Origin of the sequence: Flavobacterium ustbae, assembly GCF_003946915.1 — a bacterium.
GTDB classification, from domain to species: domain Bacteria; phylum Bacteroidota; class Bacteroidia; order Flavobacteriales; family Flavobacteriaceae; genus Flavobacterium; species Flavobacterium ustbae.
Genome location: NZ_RPOC01000011.1, coordinates 66,357 through 86,999, shown reverse-complemented (window position 1 = coordinate 86,999; position 20,643 = coordinate 66,357). Strand labels below are relative to the sequence as shown.

Below are 20,643 nucleotides of genomic sequence, written 5' to 3'. Positions count from 1 at the left end.
ACTTTGCTCCCGATAGCTATCGGGATTGCGCAACTCTTTGCGCTCTTTGCTGTTAAAAAAATCTTAGCGTTTAACTACAAATTCTCCAATTGAATTCGGTTTTTATTTTTCAACTGTTTAAAACCAGTAGGAGTAAAGCCAGTAATTTTTTTGAATTGATTGCTTAAATGTGCGACGTTGCTGTAGTTTAAGATGTCGGCAATTTCGCTAAGCGAATGTTCATCGTAAATCAATAGTTCTTTTACTTTTTCAATTTTCTGACTAATGAAATATTTTTCGATTGTAGTGTTTTCAACCTCAGAAAATAAATTGCTTAATGAATTATAATCTTGATTGAGGTTTTCTGCTAAATAATCTGAAAGATTGATTTTTAGATCGTTGTTTTTGTGATGAACCAAATCTACTATCAGGTTTTTTATTTTCTCAATTGTCTTCGTTTTTTTATCATCGATTAAATCAAAACCAATAGATTGTAGGTTCTTCAATAAAATATCTTTTTGATTATCATTGATTTCTTCTTCAATTTCAGCTTCTCCCAATGCAACAGAAATGGGGTGAAGGCCAAGTTGTTCTAACTCAGACTTCACCACCATTATGCATCGGCTGCACACCATATTTTTGATGTATAGTTTCATAATTTTCTATTTTTAACACATAGAAACATAGAATTTTATTTTTCAAAGAATATAAGAGAAATTCATCTCTCTACACATAGCTATGTGAACTTAAAGAAGTGAAACGCCTAATCCAAGCTTTCAATAACTATGATTCTATGTGTTTAAAAAATCTTCAAAGAATTTATTTAATCGTTTCTACCACATTGCCGCAAGTCAGCATAGAAGAACCGTAATAAGGGTTTTTTACTGCTTTTTCTTTGCTTAACCAGTCGGCATCGGCCATTGGGCAATATTGTTTGTAAATTGGCTGGTCTGGATTAGAAACTTTTATCAAAGCGTAAGTGTTTTTAGAAAGCGATTTAAAAGTTTCGCGCTGTTTTTTAAGATCTGTTGTGGCAGCAATACTTTTAGCATCAGCAGTCAGTTTTTTTACCACTTTCATCCAAACCGTATGCTCATTGCTTTTTAATTTGTCCATTTTCACTGCATTAATTGCAGTTAATAAAGTTGAAGCTTTCGCCGAAGTCAGTTTGCTGTCACTTTTTATAAGCGCGTCTTTTACGGCAAAATAAGAATCATAAACCGATTGCAGCTGACTTGCCTCAACCACTTTGTTTGTTGTATCGATTGCTTTTGCCTGAATATTATTTGCAGAAAATAATAAAGTAATTATTGTTGCTATTGCTATGATTGATTTTTTCATTTTTATGTATTAAAATGTTTGAATAAATTAAGATTATTGAATTGTGATTCAAATTTAGTTAAAAAATATCCGAAGAATATATTTTTATGATTTCGATAACTAGAGTTTCTTAAAATCGGTTGGTTTCATGTTTTTGCGTTTCTTGAAATAATTTGTCAAATGACTTTCGTCTGTAAAGCCAAATTCGTACGCAATCTGTTTGATTGGCAGTTGATTGTTGTGAAATCTTTTTTCGATTAAAGCCATTCTCAAATTATGAATGTATTCGCGATAACTAATGCTGAAAGTTCTCTTAAAATAAGCGCTAAAATAGGTTTGCGCAATATTAAAGTGTTCTGCAATTATTTTTACTTGAATTAGTTTTGGCTGATAAATATTTTGATGAATATAATTAGCAATTTGCTCATTATCTAGATGTGTCGATTTCATCTGCAGATTCATGCCTCGAATTGTTTCTTTGATTAATCCAAAGATGGAAAGAATCTGGTAGAAAACAATTGGAGAAGACGTAACATCAATATAACGATCGTAGGTTACAATATTTTCGACGGTATTTTTGAGAATCGTTTTGCAAGGTTCATCAAACTTCAAAACCGTTTCTTTTAAGATCTTATCTCTCATGAAACTTTCGGGAGTATTAACCAAGAACTCATCGCAGGTTAAATTCTGTTTAGAGTTGAAATAATTATCAGTGAATTTGATGAAAATAAATCGGGTGCTTTTCTTTATATCAAAATAATGTTCATCATCTGGCGAAATAACAAATAAGTCTCCTGCTTTATAAGGTAACAGGTTGTTGTTCAAATGATGAACACCACTTCCTTTTTTTATATAAATGATTTCGTAATACGTATGAGTATGCGGAGGAAGATGAAATTTCTCTTCTTCAAATTCATCAAGAACAAGCGTTTTAAACTGATTTAATTTTGGCATAACTTAAATGTACAATTTTATATCACAAATTTACAATTTATTTCCAGCTTAACGACCTTAAATTTGTAGTGTAGAAATCTATTCCTTTCTACAGTAATTTAAAATGAAAAAAAGTCTTATTGCACTCTCTTTAGGAGGGTTAACTATTGGAATTACAGAATTTGTAATAATGGGATTACTCCCAGATATTGCTTCAGATATGAAAGTCTCCATTCCCGTTGCTGGATATTTAATTTCGGCTTACGCGCTTGGAGTTGTTATTGGAGCACCTTTATTAGTAATCGCAGGAAGAAATTATGCGCCTAAAAAAATGCTTTTAATTTTAGCTTTAATGCTAGCAGTTTTTAATGCTTTGTCAATTATTGCACCCGATTATAATGTTCTTTTTGCTTCTCGATTTTTATCTGGATTGCCTCACGGAGCATTCTTCGGAGTGGGTGCGGTAGTCGCAAGCCGTTTGGCAGATAAAGGCAAGGAAGCGCAGGCAATCTCTATAATGTTTGCTGGTTTGACTATTGCTAATTTAATTGGTGTGCCGATCGGTACTTATATAGGACACCATTTTATCTGGCGCTATACTTTTGTATTAATTGCTATTGTTGGCTTATTGACCTTTTTAGCCATTTATTTGTGGATGCCAAATCTTGAAAAAGGAGAAAGCGTAAATATGAAAACGCAACTTCAGTTTTTTAAGAAAACCGAAGCTTGGCTAATCATAGGAATTACGGCAATTGGTTTTGGAGGACTATTTGCTTGGATCAGTTATATTGCACCTTTATTAATTAATGTTTCTAAATTTTCGCCAGAAGATGTTTCTTCAATCTTAATTTTAGCGGGATTAGGAATGGTTGTGGGAAATTTTGTGGGAGGTAAACTAGCAGATCGTTTTTCGCCTGCTCCTACAACTCTGGCTTTGTTGCTTGTAATGTCTATCGATTTAATTTTGGTCTACTTCTTTTCATCCAACCAATATATGTCTTTATTCTTGACTTTTTTAACTGGAGCTATTTCATTCTCGGTTATTGCGCCAATTCAAATGCTGATGATTCGTACAGCAAAAGGAGCAGAGATGATTGCTTCCGCATCACTTCAAGGAAGTTTTAATATTGGTAATGCTTTAGGCGCTTTTCTTGGTGGCTTACCATTGGCGGCTGGGTTTAGTTATTCTTCTCCAAACCTTATAGGAGTTATAATGTCAATGATCGGAATGATTATTACTTTCATTTTGATGAGATTACATCAAAAACAAGTTCGAGTACAGCCTATCTAACTTTAAAAATCATATTCTTTTGAGCCCTTAACTTTTGTTTAAGGGCTTTTTTTGTTTTAGAAAATAAGAAAACTTATGGTCAAAACAACCTTTTGATTCTTATTGGAATTAATTTATAAGTAAAATCTCTATAAAATAGAGCTGATAAATTTCAATAAGGAAAATATTTTTAGCACTATTTTAACTTTTTAAGTGTAGAATTCACACCTAATAATTTCTTAATTAAAATTCTTGTAATCGATTGTTTTTTTTGCAAAAATCGAATCAAATGAACGATTAATAATAATATATTTAATATTTTATGTTGGCATAAATTATATATGTCTCATAAAAAACGGATATAATTTTTAATTCGTAATTTTTTTTATGAAATTTTTATGAAATTTTATTTTTCGTTTCAAAAAAATATCTATGTTTGTGTAATCGATTACAACTTTTTTATTTGTTTCGAAATCGATTAAGTTAAAAGGGTTAAAAATGCAATAATCCTAAAGCTTTAATACAGGTATAAAAAAAATATTGTTAAAATAAAACCACAAAAATTAACTCTATAATGAATTGAAAGTAACCACAAAAAACCACTTAAACCAAAAAGAAAAACATTAATAACTTAAACAATCAACCATGAACTTTAAAGAACTATTAAACAAAGGAGCAAATTTTTGCTTTAAACTTGTTTTCTTACTGTGCTTATTGATCGGTAGTCAATTACACGCACAGGGCACAACGATAGAGGGAACCGTGAAGGATGCCGCGGGACTTTCTCTTCCTGGGGTAAACGTCTTAGAAAAAGGAACTAAGAACGGTACTTCTACCGATTTTGACGGACATTATAAAATAAAGCTTACTAACCCAAAAGCGGTTTTAAGTTTTTCTTTTATAGGATTTAAAACAGTTGATGTTTCAGCTGAAGGAAAAACAAAAGTAAATGCAACTTTGTCTGAAGATTCTAATAATTTAAATGAAGTTGTTGTAATTGGATACGGAACTTCTAAGAAATCTGATTTGACTGGGGCAGTTGCTACATTCTCTGGAAGTGAAGCACGCAAGATTCCAGTTCCTAATGTTGCAGAAGCTTTAACTGGTCGTATTGCCGGAGTACAGGTAACTTCTTCTGAAGGATCTCCAGATTCAAATGTTCAAATTAGAATTCGTGGAAATGGTTCGTTAACACAAGATGCGTCTCCGTTGTATATCGTAGATGGATTTCCTGTAAACAATATTAATGATATCTCTTCTTCTGATATTGAAACAATGACCATATTAAAAGATGCATCTTCTACTGCAATCTACGGTTCAAGAGGAGCATACGGAGTTGTTATTGTAACTACTAAAAAAGGTAAAGATGGTAAAATAGCTGTAAATTTTAATATGTTTTACGGAATGAAAAAGATGGCCAACACTATTGGTGTTACATCTCCAGAAGACTATGTTAAATGGCAGTATGAATATGCATTGCTTAAAGACAATACAGATATAAGCTCTTACGAAAAATATTTTGGAGCATGGCAAGACTATGACATGTACAAAGGCATGAAAGGGAATAATTGGCAGAAGCAAATTTTTGGACGTACAGGTGAAGTCCAAAGCCGTGATTTATCGATTCGAGGTGGAAGCGAGAAAATGAATTATAACTTTAACTATGCGCATTATGATGAAAAAGCGATTATGATGGGTTCAGATTTTAATAGAAATAACTTGTCTCTTGCTTTAAATAGTAAAGCTTCTGATAAAATAGATTTAAGTTTTACAATGCGTTATTCTGATACTGAGATCAATGGTGCGGGTATGAATGAGCAAAATGAAGTTTCCTCTGCCGATTCTCGTTTAAAAAATGTTGTAGGATATGCCCCGATTCCAGTTCCTGGCTTAACAACAGATGATACAGATGAGGCGGTTGCTGATAATTTAACGCATCCTTTTGTAGTCATCACAGACAATAACCGTCAGCAGTTTAGAAAAAACTTTAACATGCTGGGTAGTTTTTCTTGGAAATTTACTCCAGATTTGATTTTCAAAACAGAATTAGGTTTAGATAACTACAATTACCAAGATTATCGTTACTATGGGCGTACAACGTACTACGTAAAAAATACTCCTGCAGCAGAAAGACAAGGTATGCCAGCTATGTTTATGGGAGATAGAAAGGATACGCGTTTTAGAAATGCAAATACGCTTAATTATGATATGAAAAAAATAGTTGGCGAAGATCATTCTTTAAAAATCCTTGTAGGTGAAGAGTCAATTGATTATAAAAGAAATGACTTAACTAATACGATCCACGGATTTCCATTGTCTTTTGACTTAGAGGATGCAAAAAAACTAACGACTCAAGGAACACCAATTTCGGTTGATAATTTCTACTTTCCAGATGATAAATTGCTTTCGTTTTTTGGACGTGTAAATTATGATTACAAAGATCGTTACTTATTTACAGCAACATACAGAGCAGATGGTTCTAGTAAATTTTCTGAAGGTAATAAATGGGGATACTTTCCAGCAGCAGCAGCAGCTTGGAAAATTTCTGGAGAAGAATTTATGAAAAATGCTTCATGGATCAATTTGCTTAAATTAAGAGTGAGTTATGGTGAGGCTGGTAACAATAATATTCCAACAGGACAAATGGTTCAAAGCTTTGTATCTTCTACAACGACTTGGATTAATGGGGTAGATAATTTTTGGGCCTCTTCAAAAATTATGGCGAATCCAGATTTGAAATGGGAAACTACAGTAACACAGAACATTGGTTTAGATTTTGACTTGTTTAAAAATAAAGTAACAGGATCTGTTGAGTTTTATAAAAATATCACAAAAGATTTATTGATCAACTTCCCAATTTCTGGAGGAGGTTATGATTCTCAGTACAGAAATATGGGTGAAGTTCAGAACAGTGGAGTTGAGGCTACTTTGAATCTTAACCTAATAGAAAAAGAAAAATATGGAGTAAGTTTATCTTTTAACGCTGGATTTAATACCAATAGAATTAATTCGCTTGGCGTAATGAATAATTTTGGTTGGGCTTCAGGATGGGCTTCAACAGCAATCGGAAACGACTATCAAGTAAACATGGGTCAGCCAATTGGTTTAATGTATGGTTACAAAAGCGATGGACGTTATGAAGTTTCAGATTTTGATTATAATGGAGGAACATACACTTTAAAAAGTGGAGTTGCAGATGGTACCACTATTGTTGGTCCAATGAAACCAGGCGCTATGAAACTAAAAGATATTGATGGCGATGGTAAAGTTACGGCTAACGACCTTACGGTTATCGGAAACGCTAATCCTAAAGCAACAGGAGGTTTTGTACTGAATGCAAATGCTTATGGTTTTGATCTTTCGGCTGCTTTTAGCTATAGTATTGGAAATGATATTTATAATGCTAATAAAGTTGAGTTTGCAACATCGGTTCCAAATGGACAATATAGAAATTTAAATTCTGAAATGGCCGATGGCACAAGATGGACAAATATTGATGCAAATACAGGACAGTTAGTTACAGATCCTGCAGCTTTAACAGCTTTAAATGCAAACACTACAATGTGGTCTCCTTATATGCCTCGTTATGTTTTTAGTGACTGGGCTGTTGAAGATGGATCTTTCTTAAGACTAAATACTTTAAGCTTGGGGTATAACACACCAAATGAACTAACTTCTGCATTAGGTGTTTCTAAGTTAAGATTTTACCTTACAGCTAGTAATGTTTTTGTTTGGACTAAATATTCAGGCCCAGATCCAGAGGTTTCAACAAGAAGAAATACTCCGCTTACTCCTGGCGTGGATTATTCTGCTTATCCAAGAAGCAGACAGTTGATATTTGGTTTAAACCTTAATTTTTAATTCAGTAAAACTTTCACAAAGATGAAACATAAAATATTATTTGCAGGAATTGCACTGGTAAGCCTTTTTACTTCCTGCTCAGATGATTACTTAGACGCTCCAGCAAAATCAACATTAGATGAGTCCGTTATTTTTTCTAGTCCGGGACTGGCTGAAGGAGCAATTGACGGAATTAAAGTTCCATTTGCAGAAACTAACTCTTATAGAGGTCGTTTTCTTCCTTTCTATGGGCTAAACACTGATACAGAATGGTACAATTCTTCGCAGACCGTTAGTGATGCATCAGATTTATGTACTTATGATGCGCAGCCGAACAACTCGCAGATGAATACAACAAACAATGCTTGGGCCATGATGTATTCTGGTATCGAACGTGCTAACATCGCTATTAGAGGTTTGCGTACTTATGGTGATCCACAACCAGGGTCACAATTAGGATATTTATTGGGAGAAGCATTAACATTAAGAGCGATTTATTATGCCGATTTACTCAAAACTTGGGGAGATGTTCCCGCAAGATTTGAACCAGTAAACAATGCTACACTTTATATTGCAAAAACGAGTAGAGACGTAATTTACAAACAGTTGCTTAATGATTTGGCTGAAGCTTCAACATTAGTTCCTTGGCCAGGCGAGAGTAGTGCTACTAGTACAGTAGAAAGAATCAATAAAGCATTTGTAAAAGGATTTCGCGCTCGTTTAGCAATGGCTGCAAGCGGTTATCAGCAGTATCCTGATGGTATTAGAAGAAGTACAGATCCAGAATTGTCAGTCGCTAGGATGTATGCGCTAGCTTTGTCAGAAACTCGTTCGGTTATCGCAAGCGGATCTGCCCATTTAGAATCTTCATTTGAGACTTTTTGGAAAAAATACAATCAAGAAAATGTTACCGCAGGAGGTGAGTCTCTTTGGGAACTTCCTTTTGCTGACGGTAGAGGACGTATGCTGTTTACGTTTGCGGTTCGTCATACGACAAATGATCAATTTCATGCAAATGGAGCAAATCGTGGAGGATCTGCGGGGCCTCTTCCAACCGTGTTTTATGATTATGATCAAGAAGATACTAGAAGAGATGTAACTTGTGTTCCTTACAAATATGGCACGGCAGTAAACAATATTGCCAAACAAGAATTAGGGGCATTAAATACTTGGTATTTCGGTAAATATCGTTACGAATGGATGACCCGTTTTGTTACCTCATCAAATGATGATGGTGTAAATAAAATTTACATGAGATATGCTGAGGTTCTTTTAATCGCGGCAGAAGCGGCTAATGAATTGGAAGGCCCTGCGGCTGCAGCTCCTTATCTAAAAGAAATTAGAAAAAGAGCATTTCCAACAAGTGCGCACCCTGTAAAAGTTGAAAATTATGTAAATGGATTAACTTCTAAACAAGCGATGTTTAATGCTCTTGTTAATGAAAATAAATATGAGTTTACAGGCGAAATGGAGCGTAAACAAGCGCTTATTCGTTGGAATTTGCTGAAAGCAAAATTAGATGAGGCAAAAGTTAAAATGAGACAATTGGCAGATCGAACAGGTAGTTATACAGATGTTCCAGCTGTACTATATTATAAATACCAAACAGATAATGTAAGCTTGGATATTTACGGACTTAATCGTGGAGAAACAGCAAATCCTGGTGCAGATTACACTCAGTTTCCGTGGACTTGGACAGGAGCAACTGCGGAAACTAAGATCAGTACTTTATACAAGCCAGGAGCTAATCCAGATAATAGACAATTTTGGCCGATCTGGCAGGTATTTCTGGATGGAAGCAATGGAATGCTGACTAATGATTATGGGTATGCTAACTAATGATTAGGGTATTAAACTTACTGAAACTAATAAGTATTATGAAAACAAAATATATAGTAAAAGGATTAATTGCCACATTAGTACTCATGCTTACTTTGTCAAGTTGTGAAACCTATAATGAGGCTGTCATTGAAAATTTGGATGTAAACAGAGCGTTTTCTCCAATCGGACTTAAAGCTACTGTTAGAAATCAAACTTCAGTAGAGTTAAACTGGACTGTAAAAGAAGATGCAGATCATTATGTGGTTGAGTTTAGTGCAGATGATCCAGAATTTAAGACGATCTACAAAACACTAAATGTAGCGCCAACAGAACTTCCTATACAAGTTGCATTAGAAGGAGAAACAGTTTATTCTATTAGAGTAAAAGCAATTGGCTCTACACAGCTAGATGATTCTAAGTGGTCTGTTACAACGGCAACAACATTAACTGAACAAATTTTCTTTCCCGTTCAAGATGTGGATATCGACGCGAAAAAGGTTACACTAAGATGGACTCCAAATAGCGCTGTGACACAAATAACCATTGCGCCAGGTGATATTATGCATACGATTACAGCGGCAGAGAAAACAGCTGGAGTTGCTACTATAACAGGGCTAACAGGTGAAACTCCTTATACTGCAACATTATTAAATAGTACAAAGAAAAGAGGAGTAGTAACTTTTACAACAGGAATTGATATTGGAACAGGAATTTTAATTAAACCAGAAGATGATTTAAATGCTAAAATCGCAGAAGCGGCAGCTGGCTCAATATTGGTTTTAATGCCTGGAGATTATCAAATTTTTAAAGGAGAAATTGAGTTGAATAAGTCAATTACCTTAAGAGGATTACGTCCTGGCGATAAACCAAAATTGCATGTAAAATTTACGGCTAACGCAGGCACAGCAAACTTATCTTTAATAGATTTAGATTTGGACGGAACTGGAATGGAAAATGCAGCAGTCATTACAATTGATGGCGCAAACGCTAATTACGGAGATTTTCTAATAAGCAACAGTACAATTCATGATTATACGCGTGCTTTGATTGCCGCAAATGCAAAAACGGCTAGGTTGAATTCGTTTACGGTAGACAATAGCATAATTAAAAATGTGAATACAAACGCAGGAGCAGATTTCATTGATTTCAGAGCCACATACGTAGCGAGTATAGTTCTTAAAAACAGTACATTCAATTCTTGCTCAACGGGACGTGATTTTATAAGAGTAGATGCGGTTGCTACCTCAAACGGTGGTTTGTCGGGAACTGGCTTAACTACCAATACATTAATTGAAAACTGTACATTATATGCAGTCTCAAATACGGCTGCTCCAAAGAGAATTTTATATGTTCGTTTTGGAAACAATACCTCAACAGTAAAAAACACATTAATTGCGTCGACATCTGCAATTTATACCAATCAGCCTTCTACTACAATGCCAACATTTAGCAGAAACTACTATTCTGAGGCGACTAGTTTTGTTGATGATGCCATAGTCAATAATAAAATTGATGCGTCTGCAACAACGGCAAACCCACAGTTTGTAGATGCTGCAAAAGGAGACTTTACAGTTAAAAATCAGACCTTAATTGATAATAATATTGGAGACCCTCGTTGGTTAAAATAAAAAATCGTGGTTGATTAAATAGGAAAAGCGGGATACAATTTAGTTTGTAATCCCGCTTTTTATTTTCATCCGTAGAGAGCAACTAAAAACTAAATTACTATTCGATAGAAAAATCAAATTTTTGAAGCAAACCTGCAAGTGCTGTATGGGAAACCTTGGTGCCTTTAATTTTATTTTCTGCTGGATCAAAAGCATAATTTCTAGAAGTTCTAAAATCGGTTTTTTCTAAAATGCTATCCACAAAAGTAGCACCAGAAAGATCACAGTTTTTAAAAACAGCTAGAGATAAATCGGTATTGGATAAATCTGTTTCTTTTAAAGAGCATTCAGCAAAAATAGTTTTCTTTAGTTTTTTATAAATAAAAGTCGAATAGTCTAAAATACAATCTTCAAAATTCATTGCAAATAAAAAACTATTGCAGGCGCTAAAGTCCAATCCCATTAATTTGCAGCCAATAAATTTGATGTTTTTCAAGCCGGTATTTCGTAAAGTCGCTAAAGAAATATTGCAATTTTTAAAAGTGCAATCGAGAAAATCATTATGGCTTAAATCGCTTTTAGAGAAATTACAGTTAAGGAATTCGCAGTTTACAAATTCGGTATTGGCTAAGCTTTGTTCCGAATAATCGATGGTTTCGAAAGTTCGGTTTTGACATAATTTTGATTCCATTTTATTTTTTAGAAGGCATATAATTTTTATTCTAATTCAATACATTCAAAAATAGTATTGTTTTGAAGTATTGCTGCAACATCCAATTCACTGTCAACGCGTAAAATATTATCGCAGTCTTCAAGATCGAAATTCCACTGAGATTCTGGTAATAATTGATTTAGCAATGCAGAAGCCGATTCGAATTTGCTCTGATTATCAACGGAAGTTTTAAAAACATAAATCATAATTTGCATTTTTGAGGAAGCAAATTTCTGAAAAACACTCGCATATTTGTTAGGATTCTATAATCAATAATTAGGACTTATCAATCATTTTTCGATATCGAATAGGAGAAATTCCTTCTGCTTTTTTAAAAAATCGGCTAAAGTACGATTGATCTTCAAAGCCGACATGTGTTGCGATTTCACCTACAGAAAGGGTCGTTTGAAACAATAAATATTTTGCTTCCAGTAATATGTTCTCGTCAATCCATTTCACCGCAGATTTTCCTGTTACGGTTTTTATGCATTTGTTCAAATGGTTTGGAGTAACATTTAATAAAGAAGAATAATAATTAACCTGATGCTGGGTTTTGATATGATCATGAATCAATTCTTTGAATTTTGCTGTAATAGCTTCTGCAGCCGAAATGCTTTTGGATGCTTTTACCGAATTTTTATTCATTTCGTAAAACAAAGTTATGAGATACGATTGCACAATATTGAAATCGGTAACAGTTGTTTCAGAATATTCCTTTTTCAATCGTTCCAAAATATTGGTAATTGGAGCAATATCTTCTGGCGCGAGTTTGATTTTTGGATTTCCTGAAATTTTTAGAAAATCAAAATCATTCAGCAGTTCGCGGCTGCCGTATTTTCGAATTAAAATATCGGGATGAAACTGGCAGATATAGCCTTTATGAATATTGTTAACATTGTCAAGCGAAAAAATCTGACCAGCAGGAACTACAATCATTTCATTATCAGTGGTAATATGTTCCTGATATCCCAATTTCATAGTGTGCTGACCCGAAGATATGAAAATGACCGTATGGCAGGAATGTTTAGAAGACGGAACCGGATGCTGCATGTGCATGATTTCTTCGATTTCCAGACAGAAAAAATGATCAGAATTCGACTTGAAAAGCAAATGAATAGGATTGTCTTCTCCTAAAAACTTCTCTCGGAATCCCTTTGGGCTATAGGTTTTTATTTTCTCTGCCTGCTTCTTTTCCATTTTTAATAATATAATCTAAAGTCAAGCAATTTACACAAATTATAATGTTTAGCATAAAGGTCTTCAACGACTTCAATCAGGTTGTCATTTTCCTGATATAGACTAAAAAAAGCCTTGTCAATGGTACTGCAACTTGCAATTTTATTATAGGTCGAACCATAGCCAGAAATCGCTCTTGCGCCAGTAATATCTAAGAAATACTGTGCTTCTTCTTCGTTTAAATCCAAAACTTTGAGATTCGCAAAATGAATGATTTTCCCTTTCATTTTTCCTTCAAACAATTCGGCAATTTCTTCAATACTGTAATAATAATCATGAAGGCAAATATTGTTTTGCTGTCCAGGCATGGCCAAATAAATGATTTCATAATCCTTAAAATTATGATCTTCATAAAGCAGAATATTCAAACTTTCTTCAAGTCCCTCTATCGTATCGCAAGTTTTATGAATGCTCGAAATGCCTTGGTCAATTGCCAATTCTTCCAGACATTTTACCACATGAGTTGGTGTGTGATCGTCTATATCTTTGACGCCTTCAAGGCAGAAAATAAATTTTTCATTATCCATTCAGTCTCTCTTTCTATTATTTAAAGATTGAAATTGTTTTTATACTCATTCTAACAAAAGTATTTTTTCTAAAACAAAATCCCGCATCCAGAACAGACTTTAACGTCTTTTTTGGATTTTATATAATTGCTTCAGCCTCATAAAATTTTAAACGTATTTTTGTAAACCGAAAATTAAATTATTCATGATACAAATTAACCAAACAGCATCTTTTGCTGTTGAAGATATATTATTCTGTTTTGCCCTTGAATCTGAAGCAGCAGAAGTTTTTAAAGGACAAAATGTTTTATTTACCGGAATTGGAAAAGTAAATGCGGCTTACGAATTAGCCAAACAGATTCAGAAGAAAAAACCTGCCGTAATTATCAATTTAGGATCGGCGGGAAGTAGCTGTTTTCAAAAAGGCGAGGTAATCTGCTGTACCAAATTTGTACAGAGAGACATGGACGTTCGCGGTTTGGGATTTGCACAATTTGAAACGCCACTTTCTGGACTTCCTCCAGTTTTAGAATACGGTTTATTGATGGATAATCTTTCAGAAGGAATCTGCGGAACAGGTGATAATTTCGAAATGGGACATTGTTCAAACGCTTACAATGTGGTTGATATGGAAGCGTATGCTTTAGCGGTGATTGCCATGAAAGAAAATATTCCGTTTTTAAGTTTAAAATATATTTCTGACGGAGCTGATGATAATGCCGCAGAAGATTGGACGGTTCAAGTTCATAAAGCTGCGATTACTTACGGTAAAATTTTAGGATTGATTGGAGAAGAAGCAAAAGTAATTTGATAGAATCGAGATTAAACTTTTTTAATTCAAAAAAAACAATTTTATATAACTAAGAATTCAAAGGATTCAAATATTTATAGCATACAATTTGTTGCATTATGATACGACCCCTTCGGGGTCGTATTGCGTTTTGGCTTTTTCTATTCTATAAATATGCAAATCCTTCGGATTTTGAAAAAACTTTTTCTCTTCTTGTTATCCAAAAACAACAAATACTATCACTCAAAAAATCTTAAATGCAAAATTGATAAGTATTTGATGGGTTATTTTATACAAATGTATGAGGTTGACCTAATACTGCTTTAAAGAAACTTTCTAACTTTATAGAATTCATATTTTACTAACTAAAGACCTTTCAAAACCAAAATGATTTTAGCTATGAAAAAAATTGCAATGCTTTGTTGTGCTTTTCTTTTAATTGGAAAAACGGTAGCGCAGGAAATCCCATTAGTGACTAATATTTCGTCAAGAAACAATGTTACTTTAAATGGAAAATGGAGTTATATTGTAGATCCATTAGAAAATGGATATTATAATTACCGTTTAGAACCTTTTAAAAACAACGGATTCTTCGAAAATAAAAAATGGAATACCGCAGAATTATCCGAATATAATTTTGCTACTTCTGCCACAATGGATATTCCGTCTGATTGGAATTCGAAAGACGAAAGATTGTTTTTTTACGAAGGAACAGTTTGGTTTCAGAAAGATTTTAATTATAAAAAAGACAACAAAACCAAAGGAATTCTGCATTTTGGAGCAGTGAATTATGACGCGAAAGTTTATGTAAACGGAAAAATGGCTGGAACGCACATTGGCGGTTATACGCCTTTCAATTTTGATGTATCTGATTTATTAGTCGACGGAAATAACTTCGTAGTAGTAAAAGTCGATAACAAACGTCATAAAGACAATGTTCCAACAGTAAACATGGATTGGTGGAACTACGGCGGCATCACCAGAGACGTAACGCTGGCTCAGATTCCGAATACTTATATCGAAGATTATCTGGTTCAATTGGACAAAAAAGAAAAAGGTAAAATTTCAGGTTTTATAAAGCTGAATAGCGAAACAGCCAATCAATCAGTTTCGGTTTCGATTCCTGAATTGAAAATCAAAAAGAACGTTACGACAGACGTCAAAGGAATGGCATATTTTGAAATCAAATCCAATCCGATTTTATGGACGCCTGAAAAACCAAAACTATATGACGTAACGATAAGTAAAGCAGATGAAAATATCGTAGATCAAATTGGTTTTAGAACGATTGAAGCCAAAGGGAAAGAAATTCTCCTAAACGGTAAAAAAGTCTTTTTACGCGGAATCAGCATTCACGAAGAAGCACCTTTCAGATCGGGAAGAGCGTGGTCAGAAGATGATGCTAAAACGCTGTTGCGTTGGGCAAAAGAATTAGGCTGTAATTATGTTCGCTTGGCGCATTACCCGCACAATGAAAATATGGTTAGGGAAGCCGAAAAAATGGGGTTAATGATTTGGTCTGAAGTTCCCGTTTATTGGACCATTTCTTGGACAAATCCTGATACGTACGCCAATGCGGAACGCCAATTGCACGATATGATTTATCGCGACAAAAACCGTTGCGGAATCGTGATCTGGTCCATTGCCAACGAAACCCCTCATGGAGCCGACAGAGATGTTTTCTTGAGTAAATTGGCTAAATACGCTCGCACGCAAGATAATTCTCGTTTAATAAGTATGGCGATGGAAGTTACTTCAAGTTCTAATAATATCAATACGCTGCATGATAATATGAATGAATATGTAGATATTGTGAGTTTTAACCAATATTTGGGTTGGTATAGAGGAACCAACGAATCATGTAAAGATATGCAATGGGTAATTCCGTATAACAAACCCGTTATTGTCAGCGAATTTGGCGGAGAGGCTTTGCAAGGTCGTCATGGTGATAAAAAAGAACGTTGGAACGAAGAATATCAGGAAGAATTGTACATTCAAAACACACAAATGTTCAATAGAATCGAAGACTTAGCGGGAGTTTCTCCATGGATTTTAGTCGATTTCAGATCTCCAAGAAGACAATTGCCGGATATTCAGGATTTCTTTAACCGTAAAGGTTTAATCTCCGATCAGGGAATTAAAAAGAAAGCTTTTTATGTCATGAAAGATTGGTATAAGCAGAAAGAAGAGGAGTATAAATAAGAGTTTTAGATAAAGTGAAAAACCTTCAAAGTCAAATTTTTGATTTTGGAGGTTTTTGGTTTTGTTGAATTTTATTTTCACTTTTTTGAGCAGTTATCATGTGTGATAACCTGTATTTCAAAATAATAATTCAATTTTGACTTATCAAAAAACGTCAATTAGAATTATGGAAACACAACAAAAAGCCGTGACAGAATTATTAGAAATAATGAATAAAGGAAACTATTTTAATAAACTCAAACCTAATAATGATTCTTTTTCCGCAACGCTGAATGTATCTTGTTACAATGAATTAAATATTATCATTATTGCGTTATTAAAGGCAAGTGTTACTATGCTCCAAAGTGACAGTTCTACCAAACCTTTTTCTGATGCTATGATTTTGGTTGAAATGGCTTTGTAGTTATTGCCGAATGATGAAATGGAGTTGTTGGATGAGTTGTATAGGGTTGGGGTAGAAAGTGTATGAGTAACTTTTGTGTATAATACACTTTAGTTTAAGTAGAGATTCTTTTCTCTACTTAAACTAAAATAATCAAATTAAACACTAAGAATTCTTTTCAAAGTATCCTGCATCGCAATCCTAAAAGCATCGTCTTGTGTAAGTTTTTTATACAAATCAAGTTCCTTTTTCCGTTCTTTTGACATAATATCATCAAATATTTTTTTGAATGCTATTTCTCTATTTTGAGTATCCGTATTTTCGGAATATTTCTCTACAAAATCAGGATGAGCTTGCATGCTTTTAGCAAGACTTACAAATTTTACTCTTTGATCTTCTGGAGTGGCATCCCATCCTTGATACCAGCGTTCATTAAAACTATTTATAATTAAATCTAAAGGATCTTCATCTTTATCTGTTCCGTGAGCTCCGCGAGGATTAGGATTTTGCGGGTCTAATTCACTTTCAGAATCATCCAAGCCAATAGCAGAATTTAATTTTACTCTTTCTAAACCATAAGTTGACAAATCGACTGAATTTAATAATTCATCTAAAGCATCTATCGAACTATCAACAATAATTAATTTAGGAATTAAAAATTTCAAAAACCAAAACAGCTTTTCCCAATTAATAACCTCATAAGGTAATATAGAAGCCATCTGACCATAAATCTTTACAAATTGTTTTGCTTTGATTTTAAAATCAGCTTTTTCACTTTCGTCTAATTCCAGATCATTATTAAATCGATCAGCACAGACATCAATAATAGGACTTAAAAATTGAGCATCGACTTTTTTGAAATATTTATCTACAAAATCTTCAACTTCTGACCATTCATAGACACCAATATTATCCAGAACAGCTTTGATTTCATGTAAAACATTTACATCTGTAGCTTTGTTTAACGATGTTGCCGTGTAAAAAGGATCAAATGCTTTTTTTATTTCTTCAGTAGAATTGAAAAAATCTAAAACAAACAAATCTTCAGTTTTCTTTCCTAATTTATTTGCAGATCTGTTAAGTCTTGATAATGCTTGAACTGCTAAAACTCCTTGAAGTTTTTTGTCAACATACATAGCAGTTAGTTTTGGTTGATCAAATCCTGTAAGGTATTTATTTGCTACTACTAAAATTTTGTATTCGTCAGTATCAAATTTATCTCGTGTATCTTTTTCTGCAAAACCATTAATACTGTCTTCAGTATATTCTATTCCATCTATAGTTTTTTTACCTGAGAAAGCAATAACAGCTTTAAATGGCTCTCCCTTTTCCTTTAATATTTTTTTAAGGGCAAAAAAGTATTTTATCGCTGATTCAATACTTTGTGTAGCAACCATCGCTTTTGCTTTCCCTTTTAACTTTTTAGTATTGACAATCTTACTAATAAAATGATCCAGAATAATATCAGCTTTTATGGCAATTGTTTGTTTATCTTGTTCGACAAAAGCTCTCAATTTTTTTTGCGCTTTTTTAGTGTCAAATAAAGGATTATCCTCTATTGATTTTTCAATTTCATAATAGCTTTTATAAGTGGTATAATTTGCTAAAACGTCTAAAATAAAACCTTCTTCAATTGCTTGCTTCATTGAATACAAATGAAATGGCTTAAATTTTCTATCTTCTTGTTTTTCTCCGAATTTTTCAAGTGTATTCGATTTTGGTGTAGCGGTAAAGGCAAGATACGAAGCGTTTTTACTCATTTTACGAGAATTCATAATTTCTAAAATCTTGTCTTGAGGATCTTCACCTTCTTCGTCGCTATTATTGCTTCCCATAGCACGATTCATATTGTCAGCTGCAGAACCACTTTGACTACTATGAGCTTCATCAATAATTACAGCAAAACGTTTATCACTTAAATCTGCAATTCCATCAACAATAAACGGAAACTTCTGAATAGTAGTTATGATGATTCTCTTACCACTTTCCAAATTTTCTTTTAATTCTTTGGATGAATAGGCTGGAGCAACAATATTTTTTACTTCAGAGAATTCTTTAATATTTTCACGCAGTTGTTTATCCAATAATCTTCTGTCAGTAACTACAATTACAGAATCAAAAAGAGGATTTGTTATTCCTCTGCTTCCTGTAGTAGTTTCACTTTCGGGATAGGTTTCAATCAATTGATAAGCTGCCCAAGTTATAGAATTTGATTTTCCAGAACCAGCTGAATGTTGAATTAAGTATGTTTGTCCTACACCATTTTTACTCGCATTGGCTATTAGTTTTCGTACCACATTCATTTGGTGATAGCGAGGAAAAAACAAACTCCTTTTATTTAATGCATCTGTTTCTTTTCCATCAAAACGCACAAAATGCTGTATGATATTAGCTAAACTTTCGTGTGTTAAAACTTCGTCCCAGAGATAAGATGTTCTATGTCCAAATGGATTTGGAGGATTTCCTTTTCCGTAATTATGTCCTAAATTGAAAGGTAGAAAGAAAGTGTTTGCACCATCCAGTTTTGTAGTCATATAAACTTCGTCTGTATCTACCGCAAAATGCACAATACAACGACCAAAATTTAATAAAGGCTGTGTAGTATCTCTTTTGGTTTTATATTGGTTTTGACCGTGGACTTTTGCATTTTGTCCTGTCCAATGGTTTTTGAGTTCCATTGTAGCAAGAGGAATACCATTTACAAAAACCACCATGTCTATTTCTTCTCTCTGATTCAACAAAGAATATCGAATTTGTCGAGTTACACTAAACTGATTATTTTCGAAATTAGCTTTTGCAGCATTACTGCTACTTGCTAATGGTAAAACATATAATAAGGTAAAATGTGCATCATCTACTTCCAGACCTTTACGCAGCAAGCGTAAAATTCCATATTTTTTTACCAAACGATCAAACCGTTCCAGGATTTTGAGTTTCCAGTCATTTTGTTTTTGCAATTTGGCAAGTTCTTCAGGTTGAGTAGTTTCCAGAAAATCCCAAAAACGAACTTCATCAATAGCATATTTTGTATTGAAATCTGAAGAATAACCAATGTAATAACCATTGCCAGAACGATACAATTCTTTACGTTCTTGAATGTTTCCATCTTGTTTTAAATCTTCCAGACAAAAACCTGTGAGTTTTTTTTCAATAGCAGATTCTAATGCTTGTTCGTTCGTTTGGCTTGGCATGATTATTTGTCGTTATAATGTTTTTTACAAGAATGGATTATAATTTTTTTGTCAAGTACAGTATAGACAACCCTATCTTTCTTAACAATTCTCTTAGATGCCTGACCTCCACCTAAGTTCTCAGTTAAGCCAGCTCCGCCAACAAAAGGAGCATTTCTAATGTCTTCAATCAAATTTTTAATTCTTGTTATATATCTTTTGTCATCATAATACCATGAAATTATTTCATTAATTGCTCTTGCATCAAATTCGTATTTATCTAAAGGAAATACTTTAATAATATTTTCATAGGAGTTTAACGGAGTGTCTTCTGCTGTAATACGTTTGACCCACTCAATAAATTCTGGATTAGTATTTACAGAATTGGAATTTGAAATATTGATTACATTTTCAATTGAGGAATTATTCGCTGCATTTTGTGTAACATTTAATCTTATATAATTTTCATCCCATAAAGGAAATCCAGATAGACTTAGAGTTGGTACCTCATGTACAAAAGAAATTGCGACACCTTCTGGAGAGGTTGAATTTCCCAGATGATCTATTGTTTCAAATTTGTTATTAATAAACATTTCGGCTTCAAAACTATCCTCATCTGCTATAAAAGGATTTTTGACAAGGCTCATTAGTAATAATTTTTGAACATTACTAACTTCTGAATCATTAAAAAAAGATGAAAATGTATAATCAGAACTTAAATTTTCCCCATAGAAGTTATCATGAACTCTTAAAATATTAAAACCAAATTCTTTTAAACTTTTCATGGTTTCAAGTAATGCAATTATTTTTTTTCTAGCCAAATCATTAGTGCCAACTGTTGGAAAAACAGATAATTCATTAAAAAAGATTTCCAT

General features: G+C 33.5%; 16 protein-coding genes. 7 read left to right on the top strand and 9 right to left on the bottom strand.

Annotated features, from left to right (window positions below):
• Positions 1-74 precede the first annotated feature (74 nt).
• The 3 genes from EG814_RS14590 to EG814_RS14580 form a co-directional block, all read right to left on the bottom strand.
• A complete protein-coding gene (locus EG814_RS14590; protein ID WP_125722632.1) occupies positions 75-635 on the bottom strand; it encodes a helix-turn-helix domain-containing protein in 561 nt (186 codons plus the stop codon).
• Positions 636-798: 163 nt separating this feature from the next.
• On the bottom strand, positions 799-1,320 hold the full coding sequence (locus tag EG814_RS14585) for a DUF3347 domain-containing protein (protein ID WP_125722631.1): 522 nt from the start codon (positions 1,318-1,320) through the stop codon (positions 799-801).
• Positions 1,321-1,419: 99 nt separating this feature from the next.
• On the bottom strand, positions 1,420-2,253 hold the full coding sequence (locus EG814_RS14580; RefSeq protein WP_125722630.1) for an AraC family transcriptional regulator: 834 nt from the start codon (positions 2,251-2,253) through the stop codon (positions 1,420-1,422).
• A gap of 103 nt (positions 2,254-2,356) precedes the next feature.
• Here EG814_RS14580 and EG814_RS14575 point away from each other — a divergent pair, with 103 nt between their 5' ends.
• From EG814_RS14575 to EG814_RS14560, 4 genes are all read left to right on the top strand, one after another.
• Positions 2,357-3,523, top strand: coding sequence for an MFS transporter (locus tag EG814_RS14575; protein WP_125722629.1), 1,167 nt, complete (start codon positions 2,357-2,359; stop codon positions 3,521-3,523).
• Positions 3,524-4,147: 624 nt separating this feature from the next.
• Positions 4,148-7,363 (top strand): SusC/RagA family TonB-linked outer membrane protein, encoded by a 3,216-nt coding sequence (locus tag EG814_RS14570; protein ID WP_125722628.1) that lies wholly within the window; start codon positions 4,148-4,150, stop codon positions 7,361-7,363.
• 21 nt (positions 7,364-7,384) lie between these two features.
• Positions 7,385-9,181 (top strand): RagB/SusD family nutrient uptake outer membrane protein, encoded by a 1,797-nt coding sequence (locus EG814_RS14565; protein WP_125722627.1) that lies wholly within the window; start codon positions 7,385-7,387, stop codon positions 9,179-9,181.
• 38 nt (positions 9,182-9,219) lie between these two features.
• Positions 9,220-10,791 carry a DUF5123 domain-containing protein gene (locus EG814_RS14560; protein WP_125722626.1) on the top strand — a complete coding sequence of 524 codons (1,572 nt, stop codon included), beginning with the start codon at positions 9,220-9,222 and terminating at the stop codon, positions 10,789-10,791.
• A gap of 97 nt (positions 10,792-10,888) precedes the next feature.
• Here the strand turns inward: EG814_RS14560 and EG814_RS14555 are convergent, their stop codons facing one another.
• The 4 genes from EG814_RS14555 to EG814_RS14540 all read right to left on the bottom strand — a co-directional run bounded on the left by EG814_RS14555 (position 10,889) and on the right by EG814_RS14540 (position 13,245).
• Positions 10,889-11,461 (bottom strand): pentapeptide repeat-containing protein, encoded by a 573-nt coding sequence (locus EG814_RS14555; RefSeq protein ID WP_125722625.1) that lies wholly within the window; start codon positions 11,459-11,461, stop codon positions 10,889-10,891.
• A 26-nt stretch (positions 11,462-11,487) separates the two neighbouring features.
• Positions 11,488-11,688, bottom strand: coding sequence for a hypothetical protein (locus tag EG814_RS14550; RefSeq protein WP_125722624.1), 201 nt, complete (start codon positions 11,686-11,688; stop codon positions 11,488-11,490).
• 70 nt (positions 11,689-11,758) lie between these two features.
• Positions 11,759-12,679: a helix-turn-helix domain-containing protein gene (locus EG814_RS14545; RefSeq protein WP_235830984.1), complete on the bottom strand. Its 921-nt coding sequence runs from the start codon at positions 12,677-12,679 to the stop codon at positions 11,759-11,761.
• A 2-nt stretch (positions 12,680-12,681) separates the two neighbouring features.
• Positions 12,682-13,245, bottom strand: a complete 564-nt coding sequence (locus tag EG814_RS14540; protein ID WP_125722622.1) for a DUF6642 family protein — start codon at positions 13,243-13,245, stop codon at positions 12,682-12,684.
• Between the two features lie 184 nt (positions 13,246-13,429).
• Here EG814_RS14540 and EG814_RS14535 point away from each other — a divergent pair, with 184 nt between their 5' ends.
• From EG814_RS14535 to EG814_RS14525, 3 genes are all read left to right on the top strand, one after another.
• Positions 13,430-14,035 (top strand): 5'-methylthioadenosine/S-adenosylhomocysteine nucleosidase family protein, encoded by a 606-nt coding sequence (locus EG814_RS14535; RefSeq protein WP_125722621.1) that lies wholly within the window; start codon positions 13,430-13,432, stop codon positions 14,033-14,035.
• Between the two features lie 378 nt (positions 14,036-14,413).
• On the top strand, positions 14,414-16,216 hold the full coding sequence (locus EG814_RS14530; RefSeq protein WP_125722620.1) for a glycoside hydrolase family 2 protein: 1,803 nt from the start codon (positions 14,414-14,416) through the stop codon (positions 16,214-16,216).
• Between the two features lie 166 nt (positions 16,217-16,382).
• Positions 16,383-16,619 (top strand): hypothetical protein, encoded by a 237-nt coding sequence (locus EG814_RS14525; protein ID WP_125722619.1) that lies wholly within the window; start codon positions 16,383-16,385, stop codon positions 16,617-16,619.
• A 137-nt stretch (positions 16,620-16,756) separates the two neighbouring features.
• Here EG814_RS14525 and EG814_RS14520 read toward each other — a convergent pair whose 3' ends face one another.
• Positions 16,757-19,789, bottom strand: a complete 3,033-nt coding sequence (locus EG814_RS14520; protein WP_125722618.1) for a type I restriction endonuclease subunit R — start codon at positions 19,787-19,789, stop codon at positions 16,757-16,759.
• A 2-nt stretch (positions 19,790-19,791) separates the two neighbouring features.
• On the bottom strand, positions 19,792-20,643 hold the full coding sequence (locus EG814_RS14515; RefSeq protein WP_206430314.1) for a type II toxin-antitoxin system YoeB family toxin: 852 nt from the start codon (positions 20,641-20,643) through the stop codon (positions 19,792-19,794).